At 63.0% G+C, this 16017-nt stretch carries 14 protein-coding genes; all 14 read right to left on the bottom strand.

Going from position 1 to position 16017, the window contains the following annotated elements; all coding sequences use genetic code 11:
• Window positions 1-9: 9 nt before the first annotated feature.
• Entirely contained in the window at window positions 10-1092 is a 1083-nt protein-coding gene (locus A7G45_RS27815) for an alpha/beta hydrolase family protein (protein ID WP_260941656.1), read from the bottom strand.
• Window positions 1082-2527, bottom strand: coding sequence for a glycoside hydrolase family 19 protein (locus A7G45_RS27810; protein ID WP_260941655.1), 1446 nt, complete (start codon window positions 2525-2527; stop codon window positions 1082-1084). Before A7G45_RS27810 ends, A7G45_RS27815 begins: the two co-directional genes overlap by 11 nt.
• Window positions 2524-2676 (bottom strand): hypothetical protein, encoded by a 153-nt coding sequence (locus A7G45_RS27805; protein ID WP_260941653.1) that lies wholly within the window; start codon window positions 2674-2676, stop codon window positions 2524-2526. Before A7G45_RS27805 ends, A7G45_RS27810 begins: the two co-directional genes overlap by 4 nt.
• Window positions 2676-4322, bottom strand: coding sequence for a hyaluronate lyase N-terminal domain-containing protein (locus tag A7G45_RS27800; protein WP_260941651.1), 1647 nt, complete (start codon window positions 4320-4322; stop codon window positions 2676-2678). Before A7G45_RS27800 ends, A7G45_RS27805 begins: the two co-directional genes overlap by 1 nt.
• Window positions 4319-4714, bottom strand: coding sequence for a hypothetical protein (locus A7G45_RS27795; protein WP_260941649.1), 396 nt, complete (start codon window positions 4712-4714; stop codon window positions 4319-4321). The genes A7G45_RS27800 and A7G45_RS27795 overlap by 4 nt, the downstream gene beginning before the upstream one ends.
• 75 nt (window positions 4715-4789) lie before the next feature.
• The gene (locus A7G45_RS27790) at window positions 4790-4912 is read right to left on the bottom strand and encodes a hypothetical protein (RefSeq protein ID WP_260941648.1); all 123 of its coding nucleotides are present in this window, start codon (window positions 4910-4912) and stop codon (window positions 4790-4792) included.
• Window positions 4909-5514: a hypothetical protein gene (locus A7G45_RS27785; protein ID WP_260941646.1), complete on the bottom strand. Its 606-nt coding sequence runs from the start codon at window positions 5512-5514 to the stop codon at window positions 4909-4911. Before A7G45_RS27785 ends, A7G45_RS27790 begins: the two co-directional genes overlap by 4 nt.
• Entirely contained in the window at window positions 5514-5891 is a 378-nt protein-coding gene (locus tag A7G45_RS27780; protein ID WP_260941644.1) for a hypothetical protein, read from the bottom strand. Before A7G45_RS27780 ends, A7G45_RS27785 begins: the two co-directional genes overlap by 1 nt.
• A 10-nt stretch (window positions 5892-5901) precedes the next feature.
• A complete protein-coding gene (locus A7G45_RS27775; RefSeq protein ID WP_260941642.1) occupies window positions 5902-6342 on the bottom strand; it encodes a hypothetical protein in 441 nt (146 codons plus the stop codon).
• An 18-nt stretch (window positions 6343-6360) separates the two neighbouring features.
• Window positions 6361-8412, bottom strand: coding sequence for a phage tail family protein (locus A7G45_RS27770; RefSeq protein WP_260941641.1), 2052 nt, complete (start codon window positions 8410-8412; stop codon window positions 6361-6363).
• Complete coding sequence (locus A7G45_RS27765; protein ID WP_260941639.1) at window positions 8409-9245, bottom strand: hypothetical protein; 837 nt, start codon at window positions 9243-9245, stop codon at window positions 8409-8411. Before A7G45_RS27765 ends, A7G45_RS27770 begins: the two co-directional genes overlap by 4 nt.
• Window positions 9246-9254: 9 nt before the next feature.
• Window positions 9255-10979 carry a Gp37-like protein gene (locus tag A7G45_RS27760; RefSeq protein WP_308204176.1) on the bottom strand — a complete coding sequence of 575 codons (1725 nt, stop codon included), beginning with the start codon at window positions 10977-10979 and terminating at the stop codon, window positions 9255-9257.
• Window positions 10980-12614 (bottom strand): DUF7257 domain-containing protein, encoded by a 1635-nt coding sequence (locus tag A7G45_RS27755; RefSeq protein WP_260941635.1) that lies wholly within the window; start codon window positions 12612-12614, stop codon window positions 10980-10982.
• The gene (locus A7G45_RS27750; RefSeq protein WP_260941633.1) at window positions 12611-15925 is read right to left on the bottom strand and encodes a transglycosylase family protein; all 3315 of its coding nucleotides are present in this window, start codon (window positions 15923-15925) and stop codon (window positions 12611-12613) included. Before A7G45_RS27750 ends, A7G45_RS27755 begins: the two co-directional genes overlap by 4 nt.
• Between the last annotated feature and the right edge of the window lie 92 nt (window positions 15926-16017).

Below are 16017 nucleotides of genomic sequence, written 5' to 3'. Positions count from 1 at the left end.
GTATTCCTCTCAGGTGGCCTGCAGTCGCAGCGCGACGTCCATCGGGAAGCCCTGGTCCCAGGTAGCCCAGGAGCCGGGGAACAGCAGCAGAGTCGCGTTCGGTACGCGCTCGCGGATCGTCCGGACTGCGTGGTCGACCGCGGTCAGCCCGTCGAACTCGGCGTGCGCAGGATCGCCGTACAAGCCATGCGCGTTCGATGCCGCGAACTTGATCGCATCGACCAGGAGCTGTACGAGCTGAGGCAGCAGCATCAGCACCCGAATCGGGTCCAGTGCGAAACCGACCTGCTGCGAGCCACCGGTGCTCATCGCTGTGCCGAGCCCACGCAGCACGCCGGCGAGCGGATCCGTTGATGGCGCCGAGCCGAACAACTCCTGCATCGCCCGCGTCGGGAACACGGTGACGAGCCAGCTCGCGAACTCAAGCGTCAGTTCAGCCCGGGAGATGACCTGGTACAGGATGAACAGCAGTCCGCGGGCGCGCGGGTACCAGTCGCCGTCGAGGCTGTATGAGTAGTAGCGGTCCCAGCACCATTGCGGCTGCGGCTCTTTCGAGATGCCCTCCCCCGGCGGGTTCCCGAGCAGCGAACCCTCGGCCGGCATAGACGGGTCACCGAACGTGACGACCATCTTGATGTCGTCGCGCCATTCGGGCGGAACGGTGTCGAGGTACCGCTTCACGCTGGTGCCGCCCATGCTGTAGCCGATCGGCACGATGCTCGCCGGCCCATTGGAGCGGAGGATCGAGTGGAGCCGGTGGCCTTCGGCGCCGAAGTTCTGGACGTCCCGCTGGAAGCTCGGGGCGTCGGGCGGCATCAGGTACGCGCGGGAATCACCGCCAACACCTTGGATCGGGTATCGCGGCGGCGTGACGACGCCGAGCGCCTGGAGGTCGCCGTCGGACACGACACCATCGACTAGTTGAAGGGTGCGGCGCTCGTACTCCTGCTGCCAGGCCTGCGCGCGCGGGCCGAACTCGTCAGTGTCGTCTGGCAATGGCCCGAGCTTGCGGGCGTACCCGGCGAACCGGAGGTTCATGACGTGGCGCCAGCGGCGGACCACCGGGTTGCGGTCGCCGAGCTTAAGCGGCATGGTGCGCGGCCTCAGCGTCGAGCCACGACTTGATCTGTCCCTGTGCCGCGGTGATGTCGGCCGGCGCCACCTTGGCGAGAATCTTATTGGCAAGCACCGTGTCCGAGTCGCGCCCAGCTTCGTCGGTGTGCGCGACTGCGTACAGCAGCGCGATGGCGGGTGCGTCACCGTAGCCGACAGCGAGCTTCTCGACGAGCATCACGTGCAGGTTGCCGTCGGTTGCCCACGCGAAGCCGGCGCAGGTGTTGACGTCGCCTTCGTGCGGCCAGCGCAGCGGGGAGAGCGATGGGCGGCGGTACTTGGCTTGCTGGCGTGCGAGGTCGAGCAGCTCGTGCTGTTCGTCGTCGGTGAGTGCTGGCATGAATTCGTCTCCCTCGGTGAGTAATTGGAGGAGTTGGTCGCCGAGCGCGAGTGCGCGCTGGTAGCGGGTGCGGCGTCCGGGTTGGCCGTTGAAGTCCTCGAGGCCGTTGTAGCCGCCGTTGATCAGGCGGGTGACCTCGTTGATGTCGCCGCGGTCGCAGAGGCTGTTGATCTGGGATCGGGCGACGGTCCAGTACCAGGCGGGGCCGAGGCCGGCCCACTTCTGGTCGGCCAGCGCTCGCGGGTTGTCCAGGAAGTAGCGCGGTGAGGTGACGAGGCCGCGGTCGTAGCACCAGCCGCTGAACGCCTGGTAGTTGGTCGACCAGGTGATCTGTATCCAGGTGCGGCCCTTGTACTTCCACCGGTCGGTGGTTTCGGCGGGGTCGCCGTGGTTGGCGCCGGAGTCGTACTCCTGGGTGGCGTTGAAATTGTCGGATTCGTGGCCGATCTGGGCGAGCCACATCGCGATCCGGAGCGGTGTGGTGCATTGGCTGGCGGCCAGGCCGTCGCGGACCTGCGGCAGGATGGCGGCTGCCCGAGGTAGCGAGAGTCCGGTCGCGCGCGCCAGGACTGCCGCGGCATCCCCCGCCGGCGCGCTCCCGCCGCGACGGAAGGTGCTGTAGCCGTCGGGCCGAATCTTCCGGGCGATGAAGTCCGCGGTGTGCGGGTTGCCGTACGTTTCGTAGCCCATCTGGTGGTGCATCGCGTCTTTGGGGTCGTCCCAGGCATTCGCCCAGAACATGGTGCCCTCATAGAAGTCGATCAACTCTTCCATCGTGGCAATCATCTGCGGGGTGTAGCCGGCGTCCGCGACACGGAACGGGTGGCTGTCCCAGTTCAAATCCATTGCGGTGCCGCCGAGATGGTTCGACGTCGCGACGGAGTTCGTCGGTGTCCAGCTCGCGGAATCGGCGTCGCGCAGCGGCTCGACGAACTCGTTGTAGTCCGCGGCGTACGCACGCATGATCGCGAGCGGCTGCCCCTTCTGAATCTGCAGCGACACCGTGGTTCCGGGGACTGTGGTCCACTCGCAGCCGTCGGCATTGCATGACGGCCAACCGTTTTCGGTAATCACGTCAGCACCTCGACGAAGCTGGCAGGCCGGCTAGCTGTGATGTCCATCTGGTGTTGGACGCGGGCAGGGTGTTTCGCCATCTCCATACACAGGCGCTGGAATCGTTCGGCGGCGGCGATCTGGATACCGCGCCAGGTGAGGACGTGCATCAGACGAAGTGCAAGTAGGGCAGCTTGGTGGCGATCTCCTCGTGCAGCATCGGATCTGGATGCGCGCCGTCACGGGTGACGGCATCGAGGAGCGTCATCGTCGCTGGGTTCACCGATGTCGATGGCGCGAGATAAACCTTGATCTGCGTTGACGTGAGCGCCGCACTGTTGACCGTGCCCGTGTACACAGCTCCCGCCGCACCCGCGCCATTGATGATCGCGAACTTGCCGATATCGGGAGTCGTGAAGTTGCCGGTGGCCGACGTGACCGTGGTACTCGCCGCCGTCACAACAGCATCCGTGACCGTCCGCGACGAGTACGGCAGCTTCCACTTCCCGGAGTCCCGCGACGATTCGGCGGCATCGGCGACCTCGACGGTTCCGTACAGCGGATGCGCGCCTGATGCCGCCCCAACGACAGTGTTGCCCTGGAAGTATCGGGCGCGCACCGCGCCGGCTGTGCCGACGGCGACAGCGGCACCGTTGACCATCGGAGCTCCGTCACGCAACCAAGCATTCAACGCCAGCCGATTCGCCTCCCACGACTTCACCGTCTGGTTCCCGGTCGTACGCCACTGATCCGTCGATGTCGTCTGCGGCAAGATGTTGTTCTGGAACACCCGCAGCCCGATGGCGCCCAGTGTCGACCACAACATAATCAGGCTCGCCTGTACCGTCGCGACTGACGCCCCGCCCGCGAGATCGTTCACGCCGTAGTTGACGAGCGCGGTTCGGCAGTACCGGGCGAAACCCATACGGCGAGCGCGGTTCACAGTGTTCCATTGCGACGCGAGCTCACCGCCGCAGCCGACGTTGATGCTGCCGAAACCGTAGTTCTTCGCCCCCCGGCCGAGGAAGCCGCCACGCCCGCCGTTGGAGTACGTCGTGTTGAACTCCTGCGGCGGGTAGAACTGGTCACCGATCGCGCCCATGATCGAGTCGCCCACGCCGAGGACGGTGGGGATGCGCGACAGTGGAGTTCCCAGGACGGCTGCCGGTCCGAGCAGGTAGTTGATGGAGTCAGCGATGGCCGCAGAGCCGGGTGCCGTCAGATCGGTGGTGGCAGTGAAGCCGCCGGACCCGGCGAGGATTGCTTGGTGGTCGGCGTAGTAGTTCGTGCTCGACGTGTAGGTGCGGACGTAAACCCATGTCCCGGCGGGGATATCGACGCCGATAGGGTCCGACACGGTGACACCGAAGGCGTTGATGGTGATGTTGGTTTGGCCGTTGAAGGTGGCCCGGTAGATGGTGCCGTTGACTTCTAGGCCGACGGCGATGGGCAGGTCGGCGGCGGTGATCTCACCTGCCCCGTCGTATGGGTATGCGGTGAGGAAGTTGGTGTACACGAGTCGCAGGTTGGTGCACGCCGCCGCGATGTAATGCGGTGTGCGGTGCGTACCCGCCGTTGTGATCTGAACAGCCTTGGTGCGGTTTACCAGTGACCCGACTGCGACCGGGACGTCCCGCTGCGGGGTATCGGACTTGTCGACGTCGTACGGCAAACTGTTCCACGTCGTCGCACCGTCGCCGGTCTTCCATCGCTTCGTGTCGGTCTCGAATCCGCGTTCGCTGATGGCCAGGATCGGGTTGGCGGTGGCCCACTGGGCAGCGGTACCACGCCGAGATTGGATCAGGTATGTGGTCACGGGGCTCCTCCGTCGATGAGAGTGATGTCGTCTTCCCCGTAGGTGGGGTATGCGGGGGTTGTTGAGTTGGCGATGACCGTGGTGAGGTCGATGGTGTCGCCGTCTTGGGGTGCTTCGAATGTGTAGGTGACCTTTTGTGTCCCAACGGATGCCGGGATGAGGACAGTTGCGGTCCATTGGATGCCGGACGCGGATAGTCCAGAGCTGCTGGCGAGCAGCTTCACCGGATTGGTGGTGCCGTCGTTCGCGAAAATCTGCCCCGTATCCGAAACATCGCCGTACACCGTGTCCGGCGGCGAATACGACGTCCCACCAAACACCAGCAGCCGGTCCCGCTTCAGATTCGACGTGAACTGAACCTGCGCCTTCACCAACGCCGACTCAGACAACACCCCCGAAACCGCGACACCAATCGCCTTCAAATTCCCCGTGAAAGTGAAGCTAGGCAACGACATTGATCACACCCTTCAGAAGGAAAGCAACGGGTCTTTGTCGGGATCAGCACCGAACACCAGCCACACGTAGAACGCAGCCGAGAACACGACGCCACCAGCAAGAAGCCCCAGAACGATCGGGGCGGCGCGCCTCATAGCGGAATCACCGAAATGTCGCGGTATGTGAAAGTGCCTGTGTTGCCGGCCTTGTACTTCAACTTGAACGTCGTCGAACCAGCCGTCAGCCCCGTCAACAGCTTCGACGTACCATGCCGGTCGCCACTACCGCCGGCGAACGGGTTCTTGTAGAAGATCGAGTTCGCATCATCAGCCGCAATCGTGTTGGCGCCACTCGCTGCGAACGACATCGTCGACACACCAGCGCTACCCGAGTTTGTGATCTGCGCTGCGATGGATATCAGCGCCATGCCACTCGGACCGATCGTCACCGTCACCTGATCGGTGGTCGTCGTCAGGTCCGTGTACGTGCCGGAGGTTGTCGACTCGCCAGTAGCAACCGACGCGGCGGCCGGTGCGGATGCCGACACGACACCCGAATTCACCACAACCACACCGGTGCTCGTGGCCCGTTTCAGCCCCTTGCCGTCAGTGCCGTTGAACAGCGCCAGTTCGTTGGCAACCGATGTCGTCACGCCCGTGTAGGTGGATGCGTTGACCTCGGTGTTGGTGTCGTTCATGTTCGCAGCGGTCAACGCGTCGGTGGTGACATACGTTGTCTTCAGGGGCCGACCGGTCATCAGCTGACCACCATCCGCGACGACACATCAGGACTCTTGAGCGAACCGAACGGCACCGACTCCTCAACGACCGCCTCGACTGGCTGCTCGACAACCTGCGGGAACTCCACCGGAGTGTCCGACTCGTACCCGTCATCGAAAGTGCTGCACGGCAAAGCCTTCAAGTCGCCGTCCTCAACAAGCCACTGCCCGAGAGTCGCGTTCACCGTGTTCCGGCCATCCCCCGACAACCGCAACTGCCACGCGCCAGCCTCGAACGAGATGGCCCCCGTCCAGCCCTGCGCCGACAACTCGGCCAACGCGGCCAGCATGTCGGCCTGGTCCCGCAACGGCCAACCTGTGCCGCCGACCGTCTTCCGCGTAATCTGCATGCCCATTCGTCAACTCCTAAGCGGCCGTGATGTAGCCGATGCCGTTGGTCGGGTCCCACGGCACACTGAAAGTCGCCGCCGTTGAAGAGATGTCGGCGCCGAAGTCCACGTAGAGGATCAGAGGCCGAGTCGCGTCGGTGGCGGGCGTCGAGTCGTACAAGATCGCGTACCGCGCCGTTATCGTCGAGGTCGTCCACGTCGGGTTCGACGTCGAGCTAAACGACAGCTTGTTCGTCGCCGAGTCGTACGACACCGTCACCGGGGTGACCGTCACACCGCCGGCGGTGTAGCCGGTCCCGGTCACTTCGTTCGTGATATCCGACTTGTACCGATGCGCATCCTGATCCGGCGTGTATGAACTGGTGCAGAGCATCACCTTCAGCGTGTCGCTGTCGATGTCGATTTCCTTGTTGCACAAGCTCTGCAAGAACTTGCCGTAGAACTTCGAGGTGGCCATGCGCGTATTCCTTTGCGACTAAGACAGATTGAACGGGAATGTGTATGGGAAGCCGGTGTTGTTCGAAACGGCTGCGTCGCCCGCTGTAGCCGTTGCCGACGCGGGAGCTGTGGCCGCCACTGCACCAGCCGTTACCGTCGGAGTTCCCCCGGTGGCCGATGCCGTTGCGGCAGGGTGGGCAACAGTCGCCCCAGCAGTCACACTCGGCGAACCAGCCGCGATCGATGCGACAGCTGCCGTCGCCTGAACAGTCGCCGGGACCGCGATGTACCAGTCGCGCAGAACCCAATCGTCAATCGTCCCGGCAGCTTCACCTGAGGCCAGGGAGATTCGCGTGCCGCCGTAGCGATAGTCCGAGCCGTGCAACACCGTCGAACCGACGCTGGTCCACTGCAACCCGGTGTTAGCGCCATCCTTCAGCGCCACGTACTTGTCAGCCGACTCGTCGTAGTACAGCGCCCACCGCGCAGTGCCACCCGACGACAACGACGCCCGCTCCGACAACGACGCAATCGGACCCGAGTAAATCTTCGCCGACGTGCCATTCACGCCTAGATACACGACCTGCGCGAAGTCTCGCGAACAGTGCAGCAGAACACCGCATCTCGCCGTTGACGCCATGTTGATGTGAAGGTTGGCCTCAACCCGGTTCACGTCCCGAGAGCACGGGCGGATGTACAGGGCTTCTTGGTCGCCGTCGCTGGAGCCGGTGTAGCCGAGCGCTTCCTCGTAAATGTCCGGCAGCGATGCCGTCGAGGATGCCCGCACCCATAGGCCACCGATGTTCAGCCGGTTGAAGTCATCCGAGTAGGACTTATCCACCGAGGGCATGTTCTTCGCCGCCAGCATGAACCAGTTCAGCGTGTTACCGGCAGCCTGCGCGGTAGCCGCCTCAGACGCCGTGTAGCTCGTCTTGTTGGTGTCCGTCGCTCCGACCGTCTTGAATCCGTTCGGTGCCGCAGACGTCACCAGCTCCATACCGATCAGCCACACCCCAGTAGCCACCGAGGACGAGTTACGCAACCGGCACAAGTACCGCTCCCCCGACTGCACGATCAGGCGGGACGGCAACGTGAACTCGAAGTAGCCCGTCGTCGTGGTGATCGATGACGAGAACTCTTGCGAGAAGATGCGCGTCGGCAGCGACCCGTCGTCGTTGACCTTGAAAATCTCGGCGTAGACGTTGTTCAACGTCCCCGACACTTTCCACGCCACCAACCCGAACGTGTCGAACACCGTCGTATTCGTCACCGGCAGATACGAACCGCGCGACTCGTTCTGATTCACCAGCCAGCCGGCGGCCTCAGCTTCAGCACTGTTGGCGTTGCCGATGGTGTGGGTGTGCGCGGTACCAGTGGATGCGCCGTCCGTCTGCCCGAACACCGCGAGCTTGTTGTTGATGAACTCCGGATACGTGACGTCCGAGATCGCGTACCGGCCAGCCCAACTCGGGGTCCGAACGTCCGAAACGATCGCGGAGATGGTGAAGTTCTGTTGGTCGACCTTGTTGGACTTGACTGCTTTGTTCAGGTCGGGGATCAGGCCGCCGACGATTGGGATGCCCCGCAGCGCCGACATGATGGCGTCGATGACTTGCTGCACGAACTGTGTTGCAGCGGCGACACCCGAGGTGAGCGCGGACAGTGCACCGTTCAGGCCGGTGACAATGGTCTGCGGAATGGAGCCGATGACCGCGCCGGCGTTGTGCAGCAGGTTGTTGACCAGCGACGCCAACCCGTTCACCGCGCCGTTCAGCGCGGCAGACACATCCCCGATGACATGGCCGCCGATATCCGAAATCAGCTGCCCTACCTGATTGAACGCACCCCACGCCGCAGTACCCAAATCGTGCGCCCAGTCAAACAACTGATCAAACGCAGGCCCAGCACCCGGCACAAAGAACCCGACAACAGCTTCCACGACCCTGCGCAGGAACTGTTCGATCAGCTGCCCGCCGATCTCCAACAACTGCTGCGGAGTGAACGGAAAGGTCAGGTCCTGCTTCGTCGGCAGGTTGTGGACTGGGGCGCCCGGAGTGGACGACACCCAATCCGGCGCCTCCTCGGTCATATGATCGGCTGCACCCTGACGCCCACGAGGGTCGTGGATGCTGACGTGGTGAACGAATCCGAGCCGGACTGCTGCTCAACCCGAACATGGATCGTCGCAGCAGCATTCGCGGTGACCTTGTTGAACGTGTCCGCCGAACCGGCCGGCGGAACACCCGAGAAGTGCAGCCGCTCAGTCGATGCGATGCCGTGGCAGCGGCCGACGATATTGCCGCCAGTCTCACCGTTCAACCGGGCCACCAGATCAACCCGCACATTCGAGCCAGTGCCAGTGATGACCGTGTGCCCGACAGGCTCAGGCCGCCAATCGAAATCGAACCGGTTCGACACCACCGCGAACGTCGCGATCGTGTTGTTGCCCAGGCCGGATGCGGTGTTGCTGACCGACGCAGGGACCAACAGTTCGCCAACCTTCTGCGACTGGAACACGAAGCCCGTACCCGCGTTGTTGACAACAACCGTTTTCTTCGGCGCCGACGAGCCGCCAACACCCGCAAGCGTCAAAGTCGTTGTGCCGTCAGCACCATCCTGACCCGTATGCAGACCAAGGTTCAGCCGGTAGATACCGGCAGTGGTGTCGGTCGGCGGGGTGATCTGCGTCCAGTACGCATAGTCCGCCGTCGGATCGCCAGGCGCCAACGGAGTCCAGTTGATCGTTGTGTCGATGTTCGCAGGCAGACCGTCATCGCCACGCTCAATCGCCGGGATGCCAACACCCATGCCGCCACTGGGCCGAAGCATGATGATGCAGGCACCGGACGTCGGGTCAACCGGCATGAGGACTTCACCCTCAAACCGGTAGAACTGACCGTCATCAGTTAGGGGCCAAGCCATTTCACGCTCCTATGAACTCGATTGCGGCGAGAGGGTGAGAACCGCTGCGGCCTCAAACGCCGCTGTGATCCACCGCTGATGCTTGGACAAAGGCGCTTCATCTCTGCGGCCATCACCGATCTGGCACGTCAACGTGCGCTCGTCCTTGGTGATGCGCCACATGACGTTCTCGATGTAGTCGGTCAGAATCTTGGTGCGCTTGCGGTACACCAAAGACATCAAGCCGCCCTTGAAGATGTCTTTGCCGAGGATGTAAGGCACTTCTGGGCCAGCAAGGTTGATGGTGACCATCGCGGCCGTATAGCCCCGGCTGTCGAACAGCGCGTTGATGAAGGCGAACAGGGTCTCGATGTTGTACGGGCTCGAGGCTGTCGGGTAGAAGCGTTCAATTGCCGGGTGATACGGACCGACTTCCGCGCGCCGCTCATAGTGCTGCACGAGCTGGAAGGCGAAGAACGCGTTGTTCATAAACCCGGCCAGCAGATCGCTTGGCACACCGGCGAATCCGACAACGATCATGAGGCTGTCGATCAGCCATGCGAACGTTGCGTTGAACAGATCGTTCAGCCATTTCGGGGACCGGCCGCCGATGATGTGCTGCCAGCCATCAGGGGTGTGATGGTTGATATCGCACTTCTCGATCGCCCCGGTATCGTCACCCTGCTCGGGTGCGATCACGATGGCGTACGGCGGGTCGAAGTCGACACCCAGGGTGGATGAATCGAACGCCCCGTCAGGCAATGCGGGATTGGGTCCCTTGGGGTTCAGTATCGGGTCCAACGCGCGGCCGACTAGGGAGCCCTCGAGGTCCACGACAGTCCGGATAACCGAGTCCAGAACGTTGCCGAACGGGCCTTTGATCTGCGACCGGTCCTTCGTCGAGAAGACGTAGGTCGGCTGGCTCAGGTTGGCCCACCGGTCGGGCTGCGGATCACCCGGCAGCCATAGGTCCATCTGCGTGTCGACGCCATACGCTTTGGTCGCATCCTTGATGACCGTCCCGCAGGTCTCCATTCGCACAGTCCGTCCGAACAGTGGTGAGGTGTCCAGGAATGGGTTGGTGCGCTTGACGTACGTGGGCGTCTTGAGTGAGTGGAAGATGTTGCCGTTGTTCAGCAGTAGCGTCCCGAACCAGGCGCGGATGTCCGGGTTCAAAGACAGTGCGTTGTTGAGGAATTCGTTAATCCCGGTCTGCAACCGCAACGCGCACTCAGCGACCATCGATTCCAGGCATGTCTGCAACGCCCAGAAGAACACCGCGTGCGAAATCGGTTGCGCCTGAATAGGAAGCCACCACGTCGGCCAGATGACGTAGTAGTTCAGGATGTCGTAGATGCCACGCAGCTCGATGTTGTGAGTCCAGGCACCCTTTTCGAAGTGCTCGTTGTGACTCTTGACATAGAAAGGAAATCGCAGGTCTGCGGTTTCGACGGTGACGCCAACCATCGTGTTCCGGCAGTCAGCGAAGACGTCAACCCAGTCAGTGGTGCCCTTCAGTACCAACTTGCCTGTGGGGCAGTCGTTTCTAGGATCCGAGCCTTGCGCTTCGATGATGCTCTCGCCGAACGACCCCATGTCATTCCACAGGTTGTCGTATACGGTGAACCGGTAGTCGGTGTCGACCCTCGACCCAGCTTTCGCCAAATCCGATGCGACAGAGGCGATCCTGCTGGTATTTCCGGTCGCCAAAGCTGCCGTCCACCTTTGCAGGTCAACGGCTTTCTGACTGTCCATCTAGAGGGGCCAGCGCCTTAGGGGTACGCCGCTGATCAGCACCTTGGAGTCAGCGTTCCCGTCATCGATCTGGACCTTCAGGTAATACGGCTGCACCGGGTTACCGGGAGACTTCGGCGGAATCGCAGCGGCATCCGAGAACCGGCCGGTGACATACCGATAGACGTTCTTCTTCAGTGGGACCGACGACGGCATCTCAATAGCCGGACGTAGCTTCGGATCACTGCGTACCGTGATCGCCTGATCCGCCGAAAGTGGACCGACTGTCACATACTCGCCTTCCTGCGCACCGGGGCCATCCCATATGCGCGTGGTTGAGCACGGGCCGAAAACAGTTGCCTCCCAGTGCATCGGCTGATCACCGGGGTTGATCAGCTGCACGAAACCGTTCTGCGCCACGGTGGTGTTGTCGCCGACTGTGATCTTCTTGACGTTCGCCGGGACGTTCGGCCACTTCCGGCCACCGCGCATACCGAACCCCGCCGCACGATGGCTGGCGTCCATCACAGACCCGGTGCCCTTTTCCTTGTGCGCCAACGCCTGACCACCATTACGGAACAACCGGTACAAGCGCGGATTGTCCTCATAGCCAAGCACCAGTTTCCAGGTGTCGCCCCACCACGGCGGCACAAGCAACGGCTCTACCTTCATCACCGTCTCGACGTAGTTGTTGAAGCGCGACAGCTCAACAAACCCGCCGAAACCCTTGGCCCCGATACGCGCCCGGATGCCGTCGCCGTCCCACAGGTCAGTGGTCGGGTCGGCGTTGCAGCGGCCCCAGATTTCGTTGTAGGCGTTCGGCTGGTACCACGTTGCCGGCAGCTTGTCTGTGTACAGGGTGATGACCTGGTTATTGGTCGTGGTGGTGAAGTCCTTGCGTAGAGCAACCGACGCGCGCTCACCCAACCCAAGATTCTGAGCCCACTTCGCCGAATGCCCATTCGCCACCATCAACCCATCAGCCAAAGGCTCAGCGTCATAGAAGTACTGCGGCCAATTCACACCCAGATCAGTCGGATTCGTGTACTCGAAATCCTCAACCAACGACTCGTAGGTGAACTCGAACTGATCCGTGTACGCGTACGTCCGCCAGAACCCGTTGTCCGCACGCAGCCGCAACGGAATCTTGTGCATCCGCGACGGCCCACCCATATCGACCGTGTTCTGCGCCGCACCCTGGAACCAGCGGACATCCGACCACCAGTAACCCTCATCCAACGTGAGAAACCCAAGCTCCGATGTCTGCTTCGCATCAATCGCCGCGATCACATCCCGCACAACCCGATGCAAATGCACACCATCACGGCCGTAACAGACCACATCAGCCTGAACCTCGATCGGGTCATACAGGGCGTCGAGCTGCGAAACACCGTCCTGCACAGCGCCCTTCTGGTCGATGTGCTTCCACGGCGCAATCAGACCCTTCAAGCCACCCTTGGGAATCCGCACACACTCTGGCGACTCGAACCGGTACGGCTTCGACAACCCACCAGCCATGAACATATCGATGGAGCCGTCAAAAGCCTTGAGCCGCATCAACGGTTTCCCGCTGATCAGGTCATGCCATCCATGCGGGGTTATCTCCCCCACGCCCATCAAATCCGGGTAGTGCACGGACGGGTATGCCTGCGTCACGGGCCGACCGCCGGAGTCATCGCCGCCTGAGTCGTGTTGTACTCCCAATCGCGCGCGAGGCCACCGTTGTCGCGGCCCTCAGCGTTGATCGTCGTGTTGTGGGTGACGTTCGTCGTGGGAGTCTGCGCGCCCTGGCCCTGCGCGCCCTGAGCCTGCTCCGGGGCCTTCTTGCCCGCCATGTTCGGGATCGCCGGCAGAGCACCAGCCAGACCACCGATGATGCGTGTCGCCCAGTTGCTCTGCGCCAGTTGCGAACCACCCATCGGCAGGAACGTGTCCATCAACCCCTGGACGCCGATACCCGCCGCCTGACCGCCGTACTGAATCGTCCGATTGATCAGCTTCATGCCAGTCTGCGCAGCCTGCCCAGCACCGGGCGCCATCGCATCCAACGCGAGCCCACCGGCCTGCATCGCGGCTTCCATGAGACCGCCACCGGACATACCGATGCCACCCTTGCCCATGCCCGACGCTTCCGGAACCACCGCGCCGATCTGGGTCGGGTTCTGTACTCCGAATCCAGCGGCAGAGCCAAGGCCGGGTTGCGCGGGGCCGATGCCCGCCGCAGACCCGAGGCCCACGGCGGGACCGCCGGGACTGACAGGGCCGAGAGGCGCGAACGGCAATCCCTGCGTCATGCCCATGCCTGGGTACATGCCGCCGCCGCCCGGACCCGCCGAACCGGGAGTGAAAGTGTTGGGCCACGCACCAGGCCCCTGCATCCTGAGAAGCTGCTCAGCGGTCAACGCCTGCTGATACGGCGCCGCTAGGTCGGCGCGCGGCGCGTACTGACCACCGCCAGCTGCATCCCAACTCGGCTGAGTGAACTGCAACCCGCCATAGAACCCGTTACCGGTGTTGGCGGCCCAGTTGCCAGACGCTTCCTTCTGCGCCATGGAGTTCCAGTCCGCGTTCCAGCCGCCGGCGGGTCCAGTTAGTGCTTGGGTGGCAGAGTTCGCCGCGCCCGCCAGCCCACTCAGTGCACCGGTGGCATCCTGCGCGCCTTGCGAGAATCCGGGGGCATCGATACCAAACGCTTGCCGCGTGTGGACGTGGCCCCGGTGCTCAGAGAGGTCCCCGGCGAAATAGCCCGGTCGCGCCTGCCCTGCAACAGCCTCCGTGTTCTGGCCTGTCACAGGGTTCTGGTAGATGACCTGCTCGGCGTTCGGTTGCCCTGCCATGAAGTTGGCAAATGCCTGCATCGCCGCAGGCGAACCGGTCCAGTCGATACCCCGATTGAGATGCATCGGGTTCGGGGCATATCCAGGTTCGTTGCGATCCGACTCCTGATGGCCGGAGTAGGTCGACGCCTTAACCCCGAACACTTGCTCGAGCGCGTGCACCCACTGCGGGAACACGGCTCCGCTGGACCCGTAACCGCCAGTGTTGGTGCCGGTGGCGAGACCATACGGAAGGCCGCCGCGCATTCCCGGCATACCCGACCAGCCCGCTGCTGAGTAGCCCTGCTGCTGGGTCATTCCGGTGTACTGCTCGCCGAACGCACCTTGCGCCCCAAGGATGCCCAGCAGCCCAAAACCACCCTTGCGGGGATCGGCATCAATCTGCCGCTGCAAGCTCGCCTGCAACGGCGCCGTAGCCAGATTCCCGACGAATCGCACCAGGTTGTCGGCGAGGCCCGCCAATCCCTTCGATGCACCCAGGTCCTGATCCAAGCCGGCACCGAGTGTCGACATCGCGTCGTGCGTCGACTGCATCGATTTGAGTGACTTGTTGGTGGCGGACTGCTTGGCCTCGATCAGTCTCAGCTCTGCCTCGTGCTGCTCGCGTTCAGCGCGCGCCAACTCGTTCTTCTTGGCGACAACCTCCGACTGAGTAGCCGTCCCCGACTTCTCCAGTGCGGCAAGGTCAGAACGTGCCTGCGCCACCTTCTGCTGCTGATCGAGCACCGCGCCAGCCGCGCCGTAGAGCGACGCCGTGACAGGGAAGCCCTGCAACAGCGACATCGGGTCCTGGTTGCCATACGGCACCGTCGGCAACTTGCTCGCCGCCGATCCACCCGCAGCCTTCGCCGCATCCGGCATGAACACCGGCGCCACCCGAGGGGCAACCGCGCCAGTTGCCAACGACATCCCCGGCACTGATGGGCCGCCCGCACCCGGAACCGCGACGGCGTTGCCCTGAACCTTCGGCGCAAACGGGTTCATGCCCGCATCGCCGAATGGGACCGTGATGTCACCGAATCGCGGAATCTGTTCGATCTTGAACACCGGATTCAGCTTGTTGTTCAGGTTGATCATCGCCCGCAACGGCTCCAGCGACATGCTGATCGCCTTCTCGATCATCCCGAACGACGCGGCGACGACATTCGCCATCGCCTTCACGCTGCCCGACACCCTGCTGTACGCGCCGCCGAGCTCATCAACGATCCGGATGGCGACGCGCAGCAGTCCAACGACGTCATTGATCGCGGCGCCACCGTTCGCCTTGAAGTCGACGAACATCTGCTTCAGGTCCGGCGCCAGCGTCACGAATTGCTTGAACGCGTCAACGCCGTCCTGAATCCACTGCCGGAGCTCGCCGGTCTGTGATGCGTTCGTCAGGAAGTTCGAAAACTGTGTCGCCGCATTAGCAATCGCCGTCGCAAACCCCGGAAGGAACCCGGTCGACACGTTCGCGAGGTCGGCGATGGCCTTTGTCACCGGACCGATCGCGGGCACTAGGTTCTGGAACGCCTGCCCAATGTTGCCCATCGCCGACTGGATTGCCGCTTGCGTCTCCGGCGTCATCAACTGATTGCCGACAGCCTTGAACATCGCATTGAACGACGACGCGATGGAGGTCGTCATTTGCTGAATCGACGGCAGGTACGTGTTCGCGAGCTGCGTAAGTTCCTGTCCCACACCGGCAAACAGCGAATCCTGAGTCGCCGCACGCAACCCATCCAGCGACGGCATCAACTGCTGAATAGCGGTCGCAGCCTGCGCCGCATTCGGAGACAACTCTTTCAGGTCCTCGGCGAACTTCTTCGAATCCCGAATGTCGCCCATCGCATCCGAGAAACCCTGCGTGGCAAGGGTCAGCGTCCCGAACGCCGCAGCACCACCAGCAAAGATGCCAGGTAGCGTGCCGACCAGACCCGACAGCTCGGCAATCGAACCGCCAATGGCTCCGATGGCTAGAGTGACAGCAGTAGCGCCGGCGACAATCGCGCCGCCGATCGCAGCACCACCAGCGAGCGGACCAAGTGCACCAGCCAGCTTGGAGACACTGCCCGCCGCACCTGCCGCATCCGAACCCATCTGCGCGGCAGCGGAACCGATAGCCCCGAACGTCCCGGACGCGTTCTCCATGTCCCGCATCGCATTAACCGCGTCACGAGTCGCGCGAGCCTCAGCACGTCGAGCCTTTTCGACCCGCTCCGAATGAGTAATCAGCTGCGCGC

This window comes from Mycolicibacterium llatzerense (genome assembly GCF_025331195.1).
Classification (GTDB): domain Bacteria; phylum Actinomycetota; class Actinomycetes; order Mycobacteriales; family Mycobacteriaceae; genus Mycobacterium; species Mycobacterium llatzerense.
Note: the sequence above shows the minus strand (reverse complement) of the source record. Positions and strands in the feature narration are given on the sequence as shown.

Bases quoted from the DNA above. Each gene is read 5' to 3' on its own strand.
- A7G45_RS27815 (WP_260941656.1), bottom strand. From the start codon at position 1,092: ATGCCGCTTAAGCTCGGCGACCGCAACCCGGTGGTCCGCCGCTGGCGC.
- A7G45_RS27805 (WP_260941653.1), bottom strand. From the start codon at position 2,676: ATGCACGTCCTCACCTGGCGCGGTATCCAGATCGCCGCCGCCGAACGA.
- A7G45_RS27790 (WP_260941648.1), bottom strand. From the start codon at position 4,912: ATGAGGCGCGCCGCCCCGATCGTTCTGGGGCTTCTTGCTGGTGGCGTC.
- A7G45_RS27785 (WP_260941646.1), bottom strand. From the start codon at position 5,514: ATGACCGGTCGGCCCCTGAAGACAACGTATGTCACCACCGACGCGTTG.
- A7G45_RS27780 (WP_260941644.1), bottom strand. From the start codon at position 5,891: ATGGGCATGCAGATTACGCGGAAGACGGTCGGCGGCACAGGTTGGCCG.
- A7G45_RS27775 (WP_260941642.1), bottom strand. From the start codon at position 6,342: ATGGCCACCTCGAAGTTCTACGGCAAGTTCTTGCAGAGCTTGTGCAAC.
- A7G45_RS27770 (WP_260941641.1), bottom strand. From the start codon at position 8,412: ATGACCGAGGAGGCGCCGGATTGGGTGTCGTCCACTCCGGGCGCCCCA.
- A7G45_RS27765 (WP_260941639.1), bottom strand. From the start codon at position 9,245: ATGGCTTGGCCCCTAACTGATGACGGTCAGTTCTACCGGTTTGAGGGT.
- A7G45_RS27760 (WP_308204176.1), bottom strand. From the start codon at position 10,979: ATGGACAGTCAGAAAGCCGTTGACCTGCAAAGGTGGACGGCAGCTTTG.
- A7G45_RS27750 (WP_260941633.1), bottom strand. From the start codon at position 15,925: ATGGAGAACGCGTCCGGGACGTTCGGGGCTATCGGTTCCGCTGCCGCG.